Origin of the sequence: Gemmobacter megaterium (assembly GCF_900156815.1) — a bacterium.
GTDB classification, from domain to species: Bacteria; Pseudomonadota; Alphaproteobacteria; order Rhodobacterales; family Rhodobacteraceae; genus Wagnerdoeblera; species Wagnerdoeblera megaterium.
Genome location: NZ_FTOT01000003.1, coordinates 283,643 through 299,885, shown reverse-complemented (window position 1 = coordinate 299,885; position 16,243 = coordinate 283,643). Strand labels below are relative to the sequence as shown.

15 protein-coding genes are annotated in these 16,243 nt (G+C 67.0%); 9 read left to right on the top strand and 6 right to left on the bottom strand.

Features of this window, described 5'->3' with window-relative positions; all coding sequences use genetic code 11:
- Positions 1-35: 35 nt before the first annotated feature.
- Complete coding sequence (locus BW970_RS10045) at positions 36-1,736, bottom strand: peptide ABC transporter substrate-binding protein (RefSeq protein WP_076530757.1); 1,701 nt, start codon at positions 1,734-1,736, stop codon at positions 36-38.
- A gap of 125 nt (positions 1,737-1,861) precedes the next feature.
- Between BW970_RS10045 and BW970_RS10040 the strand changes: the two genes are divergently transcribed.
- From BW970_RS10040 to BW970_RS10030, 3 genes are read left to right on the top strand one after another with little or no spacing between them, the layout of a single operon-like run.
- Positions 1,862-2,722 (top strand): MurR/RpiR family transcriptional regulator, encoded by an 861-nt coding sequence (locus tag BW970_RS10040; RefSeq protein WP_076530755.1) that lies wholly within the window; start codon positions 1,862-1,864, stop codon positions 2,720-2,722.
- Entirely contained in the window at positions 2,719-3,456 is a 738-nt protein-coding gene (locus BW970_RS10035; RefSeq protein ID WP_076530753.1) for an N-formylglutamate amidohydrolase, read from the top strand. The genes BW970_RS10040 and BW970_RS10035 overlap by 4 nt, the downstream gene beginning before the upstream one ends.
- Positions 3,453-4,718 (top strand): NAD(P)/FAD-dependent oxidoreductase, encoded by a 1,266-nt coding sequence (locus BW970_RS10030; protein WP_076530751.1) that lies wholly within the window; start codon positions 3,453-3,455, stop codon positions 4,716-4,718. Before BW970_RS10035 ends, BW970_RS10030 begins: the two co-directional genes overlap by 4 nt.
- A 4-nt stretch (positions 4,719-4,722) precedes the next feature.
- Here the strand turns inward: BW970_RS10030 and BW970_RS10025 are convergent, their stop codons facing one another.
- The gene (locus tag BW970_RS10025) at positions 4,723-5,484 is read right to left on the bottom strand and encodes an IclR family transcriptional regulator domain-containing protein (RefSeq protein ID WP_076530749.1); all 762 of its coding nucleotides are present in this window, start codon (positions 5,482-5,484) and stop codon (positions 4,723-4,725) included.
- A gap of 103 nt (positions 5,485-5,587) precedes the next feature.
- Between BW970_RS10025 and BW970_RS10020 the strand changes: the two genes are divergently transcribed.
- From BW970_RS10020 to pcaF, 3 genes are read left to right on the top strand one after another with little or no spacing between them, the layout of a single operon-like run.
- Complete coding sequence (locus tag BW970_RS10020) at positions 5,588-6,319, top strand: 3-oxoacid CoA-transferase subunit A (RefSeq protein ID WP_076530747.1); 732 nt, start codon at positions 5,588-5,590, stop codon at positions 6,317-6,319.
- Positions 6,320-6,322: 3 nt separating this feature from the next.
- Positions 6,323-6,991, top strand: a complete 669-nt coding sequence (locus BW970_RS10015; protein ID WP_076530745.1) for a 3-oxoacid CoA-transferase subunit B — start codon at positions 6,323-6,325, stop codon at positions 6,989-6,991.
- Positions 6,992-6,994: 3 nt separating this feature from the next.
- Positions 6,995-8,197, top strand: a complete 1,203-nt coding sequence (gene pcaF / locus BW970_RS10010; protein ID WP_076530743.1) for a 3-oxoadipyl-CoA thiolase — start codon at positions 6,995-6,997, stop codon at positions 8,195-8,197.
- Positions 8,198-8,345: 148 nt separating this feature from the next.
- Here pcaF and BW970_RS10005 read toward each other — a convergent pair whose 3' ends face one another.
- Genes BW970_RS10005 through BW970_RS09995 form a run of 3 tightly spaced genes read right to left on the bottom strand, consistent with a single transcriptional unit; the run spans position 8,346 to position 12,784 of the window.
- Positions 8,346-8,912 carry a peroxidase-related enzyme gene (locus BW970_RS10005; protein WP_076530740.1) on the bottom strand — a complete coding sequence of 189 codons (567 nt, stop codon included), beginning with the start codon at positions 8,910-8,912 and terminating at the stop codon, positions 8,346-8,348.
- Positions 8,913-8,934: 22 nt separating this feature from the next.
- Positions 8,935-11,220, bottom strand: coding sequence for a molybdopterin-dependent oxidoreductase (locus BW970_RS10000; RefSeq protein WP_076530737.1), 2,286 nt, complete (start codon positions 11,218-11,220; stop codon positions 8,935-8,937).
- 10 nt (positions 11,221-11,230) lie between these two features.
- Complete coding sequence (locus tag BW970_RS09995; RefSeq protein ID WP_076530734.1) at positions 11,231-12,784, bottom strand: acetolactate synthase large subunit; 1,554 nt, start codon at positions 12,782-12,784, stop codon at positions 11,231-11,233.
- Positions 12,785-13,002: 218 nt separating this feature from the next.
- Here BW970_RS09995 and BW970_RS09990 point away from each other — a divergent pair, with 218 nt between their 5' ends.
- From BW970_RS09990 to BW970_RS09980, 3 genes are read left to right on the top strand one after another with little or no spacing between them, the layout of a single operon-like run.
- On the top strand, positions 13,003-14,148 hold the full coding sequence (locus BW970_RS09990) for a 2OG-Fe(II) oxygenase (RefSeq protein ID WP_076531109.1): 1,146 nt from the start codon (positions 13,003-13,005) through the stop codon (positions 14,146-14,148).
- Positions 14,145-14,669, top strand: coding sequence for a sigma-70 family RNA polymerase sigma factor (locus tag BW970_RS09985; RefSeq protein WP_076530731.1), 525 nt, complete (start codon positions 14,145-14,147; stop codon positions 14,667-14,669). Before BW970_RS09990 ends, BW970_RS09985 begins: the two co-directional genes overlap by 4 nt.
- Positions 14,656-15,408, top strand: a complete 753-nt coding sequence (locus BW970_RS09980; RefSeq protein WP_076530728.1) for an anti-sigma factor family protein — start codon at positions 14,656-14,658, stop codon at positions 15,406-15,408. Before BW970_RS09985 ends, BW970_RS09980 begins: the two co-directional genes overlap by 14 nt.
- Here the strand turns inward: BW970_RS09980 and BW970_RS09975 are convergent.
- Complete coding sequence (locus BW970_RS09975; RefSeq protein WP_076530726.1) at positions 15,405-16,097, bottom strand: hypothetical protein; 693 nt, start codon at positions 16,095-16,097, stop codon at positions 15,405-15,407. The two genes, BW970_RS09980 and BW970_RS09975, sit on opposite strands and share 4 nt — an antisense overlap.
- Positions 16,098-16,243 lie beyond the last annotated feature (146 nt).

Genomic DNA, 16,243 nt, shown 5'->3' with positions numbered 1-16,243 from the left:
CGGACGGGCCGCGCGATGGACGACAGGGCGGGGAGCTATTTCGCCCTGTGCCAGTCCATGATGTTCCAGATCTGGCTATCCCAGCTGTTCATGCGGTTCCCCGCCAGCGTCTTGGCCTTGCCCGAGACATTGCCGCGATGGATCAGCGGCGCGATGGACTGCGAGTTCACCAGCAAATCATTCATCTCTTTCGAGATACGCCCCCGGTCTTCAAGACTGGCAGCCGACCGGAACTGGTCCGACAGGGCGTCAAAGGCCGGGTCGCAGAACCGCTGGACATTGCTGCCCTGCCACTGGTTGGCAGGCGAGGGGATGCCCTTGCAGGTCCAGCGCGCCAGAAATGCCTCGGGATCCTGCCCCTTGGAATTGTCCGTATACATCTGCACATCGGCAAAGAATTTCTGCCGCGTGTCCGGGTTGCCGACATCGCCCCCGAAATAGACCGAGGCGGCGACATTGCGCAGCTCTGTCTGCACGCCGATCTGCGACCACCACTGCTGGATCAGCATCTGGGTATCCTGCCGGACGCTGTTGGTGGATGTCGTGAACGACAGCGACAGCTTGCGGCCGTCCTTGTCGCGGATGCCATCACCGTCGGTGTCGGTCCAGCCCGCCTCGTCCAGCAGGGCCATCGCCCCGGCGGGATCGGCCACCTCGCAGCCAGCGGTCGTCGTCGAGGCATAAAGCTCGGGGGCCGGAACCACATTGCAGGTCGGGCGCCCGAGATCGCCATACAGCACCTCTGCCAGTTCGGTGCGGTCGATTGCCATCGACAGCGCCTGCCGCACACGGATATCGCCCAGGATCGGATGATCGCCGCCCTGAACGGTCGAGCGCGCCTCGCCCAGGGCCGGGTCCGGGTTGGTCAGGTTGAAGAACAGGAACTCGACCGCCGCGCCATAATCGACCACCGGATCCCCAATGCCACGCCCCGCCATCGCTGCCAGCACATCGGGGGCGATTTGCAGGTTCCAGGCGTAATCGACTTCGCCGGTTTCCAGCACCGCCCGTGCCGCGCCTGCCGGGTCGCCCCCGCCCTTGATCGACACGTTGGCGAAATGCGGCTTGTCCGCAAAGCGGAAATGCGGATTGATCGAATAGACCGCGATGTCGTTCGTCAGAAACTCGTCCACCTTGTAGGGCCCGGTTCCGATGGGCCTGAAATTCTGCTCGGTGCATTGCGCCATGCGTTCGCCGGTGCAATCCTTGAACTGCGCGGCTTGCAGGATGGGCGCGGTCGAACTGACAAAGGGCACATAGGGATAGGGCTTCGGTTCGGCAAAGCTGATCTCGATGGTACGGTCATCGACTGCCACCACATCGGTCACGCCGTCGAACATCGCCAATGCGGCGCATCCCGCATTCGGATGCGTACAATACCCCCAGGTAAAGACAGCATCCTCGGCCGTCACCGCGCTGCCATCGGACCACAGCAGCCCCTCGCGCAGTTTCCAGGTGATCTTGCGCATGTCGGCAGCCAGGCCGCCATTTTCCACCGTGGGAATGCTCTCTGCCAGCCAGGGCACCAGAGCACCTTTTTCGTCGAACCGCGCCAACGGTTCCAGCACCAGCGACGCCGCCTCGACCTCTTTGGCGATGCCGGAGAGATAGGGGTTCAGATGGGTCGCCACCTGCCAGTAGTGGATCCGCAGGTCGCCATCGGCCCCGCGCTCGGCCTGCGCGGCCAAGGGCAGCGCCGCCAATGCGGTGCAGAGGAGGAATGCCGTCTTGGTCATCTTTTGCCCTTCCTGTCGGTCTGATCGGTCATTCCTACCCGTCTGGGCGCACCGATTCCGGGATTGATCTATGTATCAAATGGTGCAAACCTTCGCGTCACACGTCAATATCTAACATTCATTACATGGCCCCGGATAAAAATCTCATCCCGAAGATCCGTGACGGCGCCAGTTCGGCCGCCGAGCGCAAGGTGGCTTCGGTCATCCTGGAGGGGTATCCCGTGCGCGCGCTGGGTACCGTGGGCGCCCTGGCGCAGCGGGCCTCGGTCAGCGCGCCGACAGTGCTGCGGTTTCTGGCCCGGATCGGCTTTCCCCGCTTTGCCGATTTTCAGGCCGCAGTGGTGGCCGATGTCGAACGCCATATGGGATCGCCTCTGCACAAGCTGGGGCAACAGGATGATGCTGCCAGCAGCGACCACATCTATCACCGCACCTTGCTGATGCAGGCAGCCGCACTGCGCGCCGCCGCCGCGCAGGCGGTGGTGGGCGAATTCGACATGATCGCGGATCTGCTCGCCGATCCGCGCCTGTCGGTAAAAGTGCTGGGCGGGCGCTACAGTCAGGTTCTGGCCCGCCGTCTGTCCATGCAACTGGGCCAGATCCGTCCCGGCGTGGTGCTGGTCCAGCAGGAAGTGGGTTTCACCTATGACATGCTCGTCGATGCCGGCCCCCGCGATCTGTGCGTGTTCTTCGACTATCGCCGGTATCAGCCGGAACTACTGACCTTTGCCGCCGCCGCCCGTGCCGCCGGTGCGCGCATCTGCCTGCTGACCGATACCTGGCGCTCGCCCATCGCGGAACATGCGGAGGCGGTGCTGACCTCGCCCGATGCCTCGCCATCGCCATTCGGCTCCCGCGTGGTCGCCACCGCGCAGGTCGAGGCGCTGGTGGCCGCCGTCACGCACCGCATCCGCGACGAGGCCCGCACCCGGCTTGCCCGGATCGAGGATCTGCGCAAGCTCGACCGCAAGGACGGTACGGAATGACGCCCGATGTGCTGAACCCGCAGGGCCACCTGCCCGGCCTGATCGTGGTGGATCATGCAGGGACCGCCATACCAGACGCGCTGGGGCCGCTGGGGCTGGCCCCGCACTGGCGCAGCACCCACCATTTCTGTGACCTTGGCGTCGCGGATCTTGCCCATGCGCTGGCGCAGCGGCTGGATGTGCCGGTCGTCCTGTGTCCGGTGAGCCGCCTTGTGATCGACGTCAACCGCTGGCTCGAAGACCCCCGCTCGATCCTGAGCGATGTCGATGGCGAGGCGATCCCCGGCAACCTCGACCTGCCAGCCGCGATGCGCAGCGCCCGTGCAGAGCAAGTGTTCTGGCCCTATCACGCCAGGGTTGGCCACATCTGGGGCCAGCAGATGGCCCGACACGCGCGGCCGTTCTTCTTTGCCCTGCATAGCTGTACGCGGGTGTTCGGCGGGGTGCGCCGACCATGGGACGGCGGCACGATCTGGCACGAAAGCCCCGCCATGTCCGACACGATCCTGCACAGCCTGCGACAGGACTCCTCGCTGACGCTTGGGGACAACCAGCCCTATTCCGGGCACGCCGGCATCTACACCATAGACCGTCATTGCTTCGGCACCGGCCTACCCGCCTGTGGGTTCGAGGTGACGAACGATCAGCTTGAGACCCCCGCCGACATTGCCTTGTGGGCCGACCGGCTGGCCCGCGCATTACATATGGTGATGCAGCAGGGCCCTGCCCCATGACAGCGATCTCTCCCATGCCGCCTTATGCGCTGACCGCGCCTCCGGCCCCTGAAACACCCGTTCTGCGCGGCGCCTGGGTGACGGATCACGTTCTGGTCGGCGCAGGCTATGGGGGGTTGCTGGCCGCCATCGCCCTGGCCGAACGCGGCGCGCGCGTGATGGTGATCGACGCGCAGGAACTGGGCTTTGGCGGATCGGGCCGCAATCATGGGCAGTGCATTCCGGTCTATCGGTATCTGGACCCCGAACGCCTGCCGCCCGAAGGGTTCGAGCTGTTGCTGAACTCCGGCGCCGGGGTGTTCGATACAATCCGGCGTTTCGACATTGCCTGCGAGGCGGTGCAGAACGGCACGCTGACCGCGGCACACACACCCCGAACGCTGGAGACAACGCGCGCCACGCACGCCCGCTATGCCCGTTGGGGCAAGGCAGGTGGCTATCTGGACCGCGACGGCGTCGCAGACTGGGCCGGAACGCGGGATTATCTAGGCGGCTGGATCCACCGCGATGGCGGCCACCTCAACCCGCTGGCCTATGTGCGCGGCCTGGCACGGGCGGCGCAGTCGCTGGGCGTCAAGGTGCATACCGGCACACCGATGACCGGCCTGCGGCGGGACAACGGACGATGGATCGTCTCGATCCCGCTGGGCGAGATTTCGGCACAAGCGGTCGGGCTTACCACCGATATCTACGCCACGGCTGCCATCCCGGCGACGCTGCGCCGGACAGTCTTTCCGCTGACCGCCTATGGCCTGGCCAGCCGCCCCCTGACGCCCGAGGAACGGCGCCAGGTGCTGCCTGGCGGCACCAACTTTGGCGAAACCCGGCACGATCCGATGTTCTTTCGCATCGACACGGCGGGCCGCATCATCGGGGGCGGGCTGGTCGAGTTGCGGCGGGGCCGCAATGCCGAGGTGACGGCGGCCCGTTTGACCCGCCGCCTGGCCGCCCGCTGGCCGGTGCTGCAAGGGCTGACATGGGATCACCTCTGGACCGGCCGGATCAGCATGGCAATGGACCAGATGCCCTCGATCCAGCGCCTGGATGACGGACTGTGGGGCCTGACCGGCTGGTCGGGGCGCGGCGTGCCCACCTCTGCGGCGCTGGGGCAGGCATTGGCCCGCACCATGATCGACCCCGCAGACGGTGCCCGTCTCTGGCCCGCCACCACCCCGCCCAGGATTTTTGCCCGGCACGCGCTTGGGCTGATGATCCAGACCTTTCGCGGCCCGCTGAACCAGCTCCGCGACCGGACCGGCTAGCCGCTCAGCGCAACAGGCGGCGCAGATCGGCCTGCACATCCAGCAGGCCCGGCAGGTACCGCGGCCGCAAGTCGTCCAGGCTGGCACGCCCGGCCGCGACACCCACATTGGCCGCCGCCACAACACGACCATGCGAATCCATCAGCGGCACCGCAATCGACCGCAGCCCCAGTTCGACCTCCTGATCTATGATGGCATGACCCCGCGCGCGGATGCGGCCCAGCTCTGCCAGCACGTCCTCCGGGTCGGTCAGCGTGCGCGGCGTGCGCGGCACCAACGGCCCCGGCCCCAGCATCGCCCGCGCCTCCGGTTCCGGGCGCGCGGCCAACAGCACGCGCCCCGTACTGGTGCAATGCGACGGCAGCCGCGATCCCGGCATCAGGGCAATCGACATCACCTTGGTCTGAGCGGCCCGCGCAACATAGACGATATCCGCCCCATCTAGAATGCAGACGGACGAGCTTTCCCCGATGGCATCCGACAGCCGGTCCAGCAACGGCTGCACGATCTGCGGCAACGGCATGGTGGCCAGACAGGCGGTGCCCAATCGCAGCACCCGTGGCGTGAGGGTAAAGAACTTGCCGTCCCACTCTGCATACCCCTGCTGCGCCAGGGTCAGCAGACAACGCCGCGCCGTCGCCCGGTCCAGCCCCGTGGCGCTGGCCACGCTGGCAATGGTCTGCCGTGGCTGATCGGCGTGGAAAGATTCGATCACCCCCAGGCCCTTGGCCAGCCCGCTCATGATGTCACGTTCCGGGATCGTCATGTCATTCTGTGCGATATGTCAACAAATGCAGCATATCGCACAACACCGATTTACGGAACCCCTCGATCTGCCTATCCCTGACCACGACCAAAAGGGGGTGCAGATGGACAAACGGGTTCCCGACCTTGCCAGGGCCGTGGCGGGCATTCAGGACGGCATGACGGTGATGATCGGTGGCTTCGGCGGCGCCGGCTCCCCGATCGAACTGATCCATGCATTGATCGACCGCTACCGCGCCACTGGCCATCCGCGCGACCTGGTGGTCGTGAACAATAATGCAGGCAACGGCCATGTCGGGCTGGCCGCGCTGATCGAGGCGGGAATGGTGCGCAAGCTTGTGTGCTCGTTCCCCCGATCCGCCGATCCGGTGGTCTTTACACAGCTCTATCTGGCTGGACAGATCGAACTGGAACTGGTGCCACAAGGTACGCTGGCCGAACGCATCCGTGCAGGTGGTGCAGGGATCCCCGCTTTCTATACGCCGACCAGCTATGGCACCGATCTGGCCGATGGCAAGCCGGTCGCCGAATTCGAGGGCCGCCCCTATGTTCAGGAACGCTGGCTCAAGGCCGATTACGCGCTGGTCAAGGCTGAAACCGCCGACACCCACGGCAACCTGACCTATCGCGCCGCGGCGCGCAATTTCGGCCCGCTGATGTGCATGGCCGCCAGCGTGGCGGTGGTGCAGGCCACCCGCATCGTGGCCCCCGGCGATATTGACCCCGAAACCGTCATCACGCCGGGGATCTTCGTGCAGCACATCGTCGAAATCCCCCACCCGCATCAGGAAGAAGACCTGAACCGCGCCAATGCCGCCTATCCGCTGGAGGGCTGAGGAATGGACCGTCTGAGCAACTCGCAAATCGCCTGGCGCGCCGCGCAGGACATCGCCGATGGCGCCTATGTCAACCTGGGCATCGGCCTTCCCGAACGTGTCGCCCAATATCAGCCACCCGGCCGGCAGGCGATCTTTCACACCGAGAACGGCATCCTGAACTTTGGCGAGGCCCCGCCCAAGGGGGCCGAGGACTGGGATCTGATCAATGCCGGGAAAAAGGCTGTCACGCTGAACCCCGGCGCCGCGTTCTTTCACCATGCCGACAGCTTTGCCATGGTGCGTGGCGGCCATCTGGATGTGGCGATCCTAGGCGCTTATCAGGTGGCCCAGACCGGCGATCTGGCGAATTGGTCAACCGGCCCGCGTGGTGTTCCCGCCGTGGGGGGCGCAATGGATCTGGTGCATGGCGCCAAACGTGTGGCGGTGCTGACCGATCATGTCACCAAGGACGGCGCGCCGAAACTGCTGGAACGCTGCACCCTGCCGCTGACCGGGGTTGGATGCGTGACCCGCGTCTATACCTCGCTTGCCGTGATCGACATCGCCGAAGGGCGCTTCGTGCTGCGCGAAAAACTTGCCAGCCTGTCCTTCGACACCCTGCAATCCCTGACCGGCGCGCGGCTTCATGCCGATGGCGCGGTTGCCGACCTCATCTGCCCGGAGATCTGAGCCATGCGCGACGTATTCATCTGCGACTACATCCGGACCCCGATCGGTCGGTTTGGCGGGACGCTGTCGACGGTTCGGACGGATGATCTTGCGGCGGTGCCGCTGCGGGCGTTGATGGCGCGCAATCCGGGGGTGGATTGGGCGGCGGTGGAGGATGCGGTCTTTGGCTGTGCGAACCAGGCGGGCGAGGACAACCGCAACGTCGCGCGCATGGCCTTGCTGCTGGCCGGGCTGCCCATCGCCATTCCCGGCACCACGATCAACCGGCTGTGCGGCTCGGGGATGGATGCCATCCTGGCCGCCGCCCGCGCCATCAAGGCCGGCGAGGCCGAGCTGATGATCGCCGGCGGCGTCGAATCCATGTCCCGCGCCCCCTTTGTCATGCCCAAGGCCGACAGCGCCTTTTCCCGCCATGCCGAGATCCACGACACCACCATCGGCTGGCGCTTCGTCAACCCGCTGATGAAGGCGCAATACGGCATCGACTCGATGCCCGAGACAGGCGAAAATGTCGCCGAGGACTATCGGATCAGCCGCGCCGATCAGGATGCCTTTGCCCTGCGCAGCCAGGACAAGGCCTCGGCGGCCCAGGCCAATGGCCGCCTCGACCGCGAGATCACCCCGGTCGAGATCCCCCAGCGCAAGGGCGATCCGCTGGTGGTCGCGCGCGACGAACACCCCCGCGCCACCACGATCGAGGCGCTGGCCCGGCTCGGCACCCCCTTTCGCAAGGGCGGCACGGTCACGGCCGGCAATGCCTCGGGCGTCAATGATGGCGCGGCGGCCCTGATCCTGGCCAGCGCCGAGGCGGCGGCACGGCACGGCCTGACCCCCATCGCCCGCGTGCTGGGCGGGGCGGCGGCCGGGGTGGAGCCGCGCATCACGGGCATCGGCCCGGCCCCCGCCAGCCAGAAGCTGATGGCGCGGCTGGGCCTGACCCAGGCCGATTTCGACGTGATCGAGCTGAACGAGGCCTTTGCCAGCCAGGGCCTGGCCAGCCTGCGCCTGCTGGGCATCGCCGACGATGACCCGCGGGTGAACCCCAACGGCGGCGCCATCGCGCTGGGGCATCCGCTGGGCATGTCGGGCGCCCGCATCACCGGCACCGCCGCGCTGCAACTGGCGCTGACCGGCGGCAAACGCGCCCTGGCCACCATGTGCATCGGCGTCGGCCAGGGCATCGCCATCGCCGTCGAACGGGTCTGATCCCCCCTCCTCGCCGCACCCCCGGCGGGGAGCCCACGTCAGCGCAAAAGACCAAGACCCGCATCGACCGGGCGCCGGGGGGCGAACCCCACCGGCAACGCCTCAGGCCCGCGTCAACACATCCGCAAGCCCGCCAAAGCCCCGCGCGTCAGCGCCCCATGGCATAGAACTCTGCATTGGGCCGCATTGCGCTGACATTGGCCACCCGGTTCGAAAGGGCAAAGAAGGCGGCGATGCTGGTGATGTCCCAGATGTCGTCGTCGCTGAACCCATGGGCATGAAGCGCGGCGAAATCCTGGTCATCGACCTCTTGCGCGCGGAGCGAAACCTTCATGGCAAAGTCCAGCATCGCCTTTTGCCGGGGCGTCAGGTCGGCCTTGCGATAGTTGGCAGCCACCTGATCGGCAATCAGTGGGGACTTGGCGCGGATGCGCAGGATGGCGCCATGGGCGATGACGCAATACTGGCACTGGTTCGCCGCCGAGGTGGCCACCACGATCATCTCGCGCTCGGCCTTGGTGATCGGTCCCGGCTTGTCCATCAGCGCATCGTGATAGGCAAAGAAGGCACGGAATTCGTCGGGCCGATGCGCCAGCGCCAGAAAGACATTGGGGATGAACCCCGATTTTTCCTGCACCGCCTCGATCCGGGCGCGGATATCTTCGGGCATGTCGGCCAGTTTCGGCACCGCAAAGCGGCTGATCGCATGGGTCATCGGGTCTCCTCCCGCAGGGGTTTCAGGCCGTCAGCGCAGCCAGTTCGGCATCATAGATGGCCATGGCATCCCCGGCCTTGCCCTGCCAGGGTTCGATCCGCACCAGGCAGGTATGGGCCGAACACCCCTGCCCAAAGCCGGAGCTGCCGATATCGCGGGTCAGCACATTGGGGTTGCCCGCAATCTCCAGCCCGCTGTTGCCCTGCGGCGTGAACCATGCCCCGGTCGGCAGCACGACCACGCCGGGCGCCACCCGGTCGCAGAGGGTCGCGGTGGCCAGACAGGCGCCGCGCGCGTTCCACAGCCGCACCGGCTGACCATCGGCGATCCCGCGCGCGGTGGCCTCGGACGGGTGCATCCGGGCCTGTTCGCGCCCCGCCCGCTTGTCGGCAAGGCTGGCGGCGGCGGTTTCAAGCTGGCTGTGCAACCGCCCGTTGGGCTGGTGCGACATCAGGTGCAACTCGTCCGGCCCGGCCTCGCCCAGCCATTCGCCAGGGGGCAGCCAACTGGGCACCGCCGGGCAATCGTCCAGCGCGAGCCGGTCCAGCGTCTCGCTGCCCAGCACGATCCGGCCGCTTTCGGTGGCCAGCGGCCGTGCCGCCGGATCGGCGCGGAACTTCGCCAGATAGGTGTGCTGGTGCTTGAGCGGAACCTCGGCAAAGCCGCGCTGCCAGAAACTGTCAAACTCGGGCATTTCGTGCCCCTGCGCGGCAGCGGCGGCACGGCTTTCGGCATAGATGTGGCGCAGCCAGCCCATTTCGTCGCGCCCTTCGTTGAATGCGGCGGCCACGCCCAGCCGCCCGGCCAGCGCATTGAAGATGTCGAAATCCGATCGGGACTGCCCCACAGGCTCTATCGCCTTGTGCATGGCGACCACCAGATCGGACCGCTTGTTGCCCGCCAGATCGTTGCGTTCCAGCGAGGTGGTGGCAGGCAGCACGATATCGGCCCGCCGCGCCGTGGCGGTGAACATCGGATCCTGCACCACGATGGTGTCGGGCCGCGCCCAGGCCGCTTGCAGCCGGTTCAGATCCTGATGATGGTGATAGGGGTTGCCCCCCGCCCAATAGACCATCCGCACATCCGGGTAGCTCCGCGTCTCGCCGGAATAGGTGAATTCGGCGCCGGGGTTCAGCAGCATGTCGGCAATGCGCGCCACCGGGATGAAACTGTCGATCGCCTTGGCGCCTTGCGAGATGGCGGGCGATTTGCCGGTGCTCAGATGCACCCCCATCCCGCCCAGGGATCCATAGCCATAGCCGACCCCGCCACCGGGCAGCCCGATCTGGCCTGCCAGCGCCGCCAGACCCAGCGCCGCCCAATAGGGCTGTTCGCCGTGGCGGGCGCGTTGCAGGCTCCAACTCAGGGTCATCATCGTGCGCGTCGCGGTCATCGCAGCCGCCAGATCGCGGATATGTCCGGCGGGCACGCCGCACAGCCCGGCGGCCCAGTCGGCGGTTTTGGCCACCCCATCGGTCTGCCCGCGCAGATAGGCCAGCCAGCGGTCGGCCCCGCTGGTACAACGCTCAAGAAATGCGCGATCCTCGCGCCCGGCGGCCAGAATCTCGCCCGCGATGCCCAGCAGCAGCGCCGTATCGGTGTTGGGGCGGATCGGCCACCACTCACAGGGCATCCAGTCGGGCAGGTCGTCGCGCAGCGGCGAAATCAGGATCACCCGCTTGCCGCTGGCCGCGATCTGGCGCAGATGCCCTTCGAGCCCATGCGTGCCCAGCCCGCCCGCCTCGGTCTGGGCGGTGCGCGGCGACAGCGCCCCGAAGACCACCAGGGTCTCGCTATGGTCCACGATACTGTCCAGCGAATTGGCATAGCCGCCGCAGGCCGCATCATCGCCCAGAACATGCCGCAGGATCACCGGCCCCGCAGCGATGGAATAGGTATCGACATGCCCGGTATAGCCGCCGACCAGATTGAGCAGCCGCTTGAGCAGCGAGGGCGCATGGTGGAACCGGCCACAGCTTGTCCAGCCATAGCTGCCGGCAAAGATCGAGGCATTGCCATGATCGCGGGCGACGCGGGTGATTTCGCCGGCCACCATGTCCAGCGCCTCGTCCCAGGGCACGGCGGAAAACCCGTCGCTGCCCCGCCCCTCGCGCTGCCCGGCCAGCCAGCCCTTGCGCACCATCGGACGCAGCACGCGGCGGTCGGGTTTCGCCCAGTCCATGACCGACTGGATGATCGGTGATGGCGCCGGATCCTGCGGCAGCGGCTCTACCCCGATGATCCGGTCGCCGTCGACCAGAACGGTATAGCTGCCCCAGTGGCTGGCATGGGGAACCCGGCGGATCATCGGCGCCTCCTCAGATCACGGCTTCGATCAGGAACGGCCCGCGCGAGGCGCAGGCCGCGCGGAACAGGTCGTCGAACACTTCGGCGGTCTCGGCGCGCGCGGCCTCGACCCCCATGCCTTCGGCCATGCGCACCCAATCCAGATGCGGATTGTCCAGATCCAGCATCCGCCGCGCATTCTCGCCCGGTTGACCGGCGCCCACCGCCTTCAACTCGCCATGCAGGATATTGTAGCGCCGGTTGGCATAGACGACCACCACCACATCGGTCCGCTCGCGCGCCATGGTCCACAGCGCCTGCACCGTGTACATTCCGCTGCCATCCGCCTGCAAGGCAATGACCTTGCGATCCGGGCAGGCAATCGCCGCCCCCGTCGCCATCGGCAGGCCGATGCCGATGGCCCCGCCGGTCAGTTGCAGAAAGTCATGCGGCGCCGCGCCATGGGTGATGCCAAAGATGTTGCGCGCCGAGGTGACGGCCTCGTCACAGACAATCGCATTGGCTGGCATGTGCCGCGCCACCGAGGCCGCGCATTTCTCTGCCGTCAGCGCGCCGGTCGGGGCGTCGGGGCGCGCGGCGACATTCAGCACCAGCGGAATATCGCGCCCTGCCCCCACCGCGTCGGCCAGCGCCTGCACCGCTGCGGGCAGGTCGGCATCCGGGGCGGTCATGTCGATCACGCGGCAGCCTTCGGGCAGCATCGACCCCGGTTTGCCCGGATAGGCAAAGAACCCCACCGGCGCCTTGGCCCCGATCAGGATCACCTGTTCGGTCTGGGCAAAGGTGGCAAGCTGCATGTCCACCGGATAGGGCACCCGTTCAATCGCCACGCGGCCCGTACCGCGCTCGACCCGCGCATTCGACTGCTGGGCCAGGATGCGCGCGCCGGTGCGGGTGGCGATACGCTGCAACAGTTCCAGCGACGCGCTGCGCAGGGCACGCCCGCCGACCAGAACCGTCGTGGCCTTGCCATTGCGCAAGGCGGCCACCGCCTCGGCAATCCGGGCCGCATCGGGGGCGGATTGCACCGGCAGCGCAATGGCTTGCGGCAGGGGCGCCTCGGTCTCTGACCAGGCCGCATCGGCAGGCAGGATCAGCGTGGCCACCTGCCCCTGCCCCGAATGGGCGGCGCGAATGGCCTCTTCGGTGCTGGACACCATCGTTTCGACATTCTCGGCCCAGCCCACCCAATGCGACATCGGGCGTGCCAGGCTGTCGATGTCGCTGGTCAAGGGCGCATCATGCACCAGATGATAGGTGGCATGGTCGCCCACCACATTCACCATGGGCGTCCGCGCGCGCCGCGCATTGTGCAGATTGGCCAGACCGTTGGCCAATCCGGGGCCGGTGTGCAGCAGCGTGGCCGCCGGGCGGTCGGCCATACGGGCATAGCCATCGGCAGCCCCCGTCACCACCCCCTCGAACAGGCCCAGAACGCAGCGGATACGCGGCTGGCGGTCGAGGGCGGCCACGAAATGCATCTCGGACGTGCCGGGATTGGCAAAACATGTGTCGATGCCGTTGGCCAGCAGGGTTTCACACAGCAGATCTGCGCCGATGGGCATGACGGTCCTCCTCGAATCCATTCTGTCGCTGGCAGAGGATCACCATGCGCAGGCAGGGGCAATGGGGCGAGTGGCGTCAATCTGCCCGTTCCGCCGACAATCTGATCCGTCGAAATCCGCCGCCGGGCACGCAGGGTGCCAAAAAATCCGCAAGCGGCGGGATGATTCAGGGCGATGGCTCCGTATCCCATACCAGTTTGCACAAGACGGATATCCCGATGACCGTTCAGCCCACGGCCCGCCCGATCCCCAGCCCTGGCGATCCGGCGCCATCTTTCACCCAGCGCAGCCCAAGCAACCCGCGCTACAATTTCGACTCGGCGGCGGGGCGCTATCTGGTGCTGTGTTTCCTGGGCAGTTCCGCCGAACCGCTGGCACAAGAGGCATTGGCCACGGTCGCCGCCCGGCCCGATCTGTTCAACGACGACCGCGCCAGCTTTTTCGCCGTCACCAACGATCCGGCCGACGAGACGCGGCAGGCCAACCGGACGCCCGGCTATCGCTGGTTCTGGGATTTCGACCAGAGCGTCGCGCGCCAATACGGCGCCGTCGCCCCCGATGCCACCCCCGGAGACCGGCTGGCGCTTCGGCGGTTCTGGCTGCTGATCGACCCGACGATGCGGGTGATCGCCACCCTTCCCTTTCGCCCCGAAACCAGCGGCGGCGCCGAGCTCGTCGCGCTGCTTGATGCCCTGCCGCCCCCGGCCCGTTTTGCGGGGTTCGAGATTCAGGCCCCCATCCTGGTGCTGCCACGGGTGTTCGAGCCAGAGCTGTGCACGCATCTCATCGGCCTCTACGAGGCGCATGGCGGTAGCGAAAGCGGCTTCATGCGCGAGGTCGATGGCCGCACCGTCGGCGTCAGCGACCGCAGCCACAAAAGCCGCAAGGACTACGACATCACCGACCGCGATCTGGTCGCGGCACTGCAAGCGCGCTTCGTGCGCCGCGTCGTGCCCGAGATCGCCAAGGTGCACCAGTTCCACGTCACCCGGATGGAACGCTATATCGTCTCTTGCTATGCCGCCGAGGATGGCGGCCATTTCGGCGCCCACCGCGACAACACCACCAGCGGCACCGCGCACCGCCGCTTTGCCGTTTCGGTCAATCTCAACGACGATTTCGACGGTGGCGAAGTCAGCTTTCCCGAATACGGGCCGCGCAGCTTCAAGGCGCCGCCGGGCGGGGCGGTGGTGTTTTCCTGCTCGCTTCTGCACAAGGTCAGCACGGTGACACGCGGGCGCCGCTATGCATTTCTGCCCTTTCTTTATGACGATGCCGCAGCAAGACTGCGCGAACGCAATGCCGCGCTGGTCGGGGAAAACGGCTCTGCCTACCGCGCACAGGACCCTGAACAGGCCAGATGACACCACCCTTCGACATCCTTCCGCATCTGGACAGCCTGCGCCGCTATGCGCGGGTTCTGGTGCGGCACGATGCCGAGGCCGACGATCTGGTCCAGGGCGCGCTGGTCCGCGCGATGGAGCGGGCGGGCACCTTCCGCCCCGAGGCCGATCTGCGGGTCTGGCTGATGACGGTGCTGCGCCACCATGTGATCGACCAACGGCGCAGCCGCCGCGCCGCCCAGGCCCGCGATCAGGCCTGGGCCGATCTGACCCCCGGCTTTGCCGAGCCGGTCGGCGAACAGGCCGCGCGGCTGGCCCAGTTGCGCACCGCCTTTCTGTCCCTGCCCCGCGATCAGCGCGAGTCCTTGCACCTGATCGCCATCGAGGGATTGAGCATTTCTGAAACGGCGGCCATTCTCGACATTCCGGCCGGAACCGTGATGTCCCGCCTCGGTCGTGCCCGCGCCGCCTTGCGCGCCTTCGAGGACGGCACCCGGCGCCCCCATCTGAAACTTGTAGGAGGGCGCGATGACCCCGCCTGACCCCCCGACAGAAATCGACCTTGCCGCCTTTGTCGAAGGGCAGCTCGATCCGGCACGGCGTTGCGAGGTCGCCGGTTGGCTGGCCCGCCATCCCGACCAGGCGGCCAGGGTCATGGCCGATCTGCACGTCACCGAAGGCTTGCGCCTGGCCCTGGCGGGTCCGCTGGCCCCTGCCCCGCCGGCGATGCGGGCGGGGGCGGTCCGGTTGCGCCGCCGCATGGGCCGTCGCCATGCCCTGCGCCGCGTCTGGCCCGTGGCGGCGGCGGTTGCGATCTTTGCGCTTGGCTGGACCGGCCACGCCCTGATGCCCCGGCCCAATCCGCTGGCCTCTGCCATCGCCGCTGCGCTGGAGATCGAGGCGACGCTTGCGATCGCCCAGGCCATGGGAACCCTGCCAGATACCTCTGCGGTGGATCCGGCAGGGCTTGCAACCCGGCTGGGCATTTCGGTGCCCGCACTGCCCCCCGACTGGCGTGTCCGCACGGTTCAGGTGGTGCAGCACGCCGGCCAACCCGGCATTGCCATTCTGCTGGACACGCCGACCATGGGCGAGATTCTGCTGTTCTCGGCCGGATTGCCGGTCGATGGGCCGGATTTGCCGCCGCGCAGCTTTCAGCGCGATGGCAAGGCCCTGGCCGCATTCGAAAAGGGGCAAGCGGCCTATGTGCTGGTCGATGCATCGGCACCGATGGCCGATCTTGCCGGTGGGGCGCAAGAGCTGTTGGCGCGGTTCAACTAGGCCCGGACCACCACGCCCCGCACGCCCGGATCCACCTTGCGCATCGCGGCCTCCAGCACGGCCAGATGATGGGTGGTGACAAAGCTGGCGTGAAAGCGGCTGGGCGCCCGCAGATGCCAGACCCCGTCTTCCTCGGCCTCGACCGTCAGCGAGGCGAACCATGTCGAACACAGATCGGGGCGGCCAAGGTGCAGATCCTGCAACGCGGCCCCCCAGGTGCCCTGCCCCTCGGTCCGGGGGGGGACGGGAAAGCTGACCACATTGCCGGTGGCCGCGGGGGGGTCGACGGGCAGCGCCATGCGGGCGGTGAAATCGGGGCCGATGTTCGACCAACTGCCTTGGGTTCCTTGCAGGATCGCCGCCAGACCCAGGCCGTGCACCGCCACCCTGCCCCGCGCGGCGGGTCGGCGCTGCACCAGCCAGCCCAGATCGCGCAGGCGCGCCATCTCGCGTTTGACCGTGCGTTCATCGACGGACCACAACTGCGCCAACTCGCGCTGACCCACCGACAATTCGTCGCTTTGCCAGTTGTAGCGCGCGACGATCACCGTGATCAGGCGCAACACCAGACGTTGCAGGTGCTTGTCGCCTGCGCATCCATGCGCGCCTAGCGCGGTGATCAGATCGTATTTCAGCGCCGCGGCATTCCGGCCAACGGGGCGCAAGGTTCTGCTCTGCTCTTTGCCCATTGCGCCTTTCCCGGCGTTTTTTCTGGTTCTGCCGGAATTAGCGTTGAGTTTTACGATTCTGTCAAGCGACGGTTTTTCACCACCCAGATTCCGGATCAAAATCCGGGTATTATGGTAATGGGGGACATGTTGGCTGTCCCCCTATT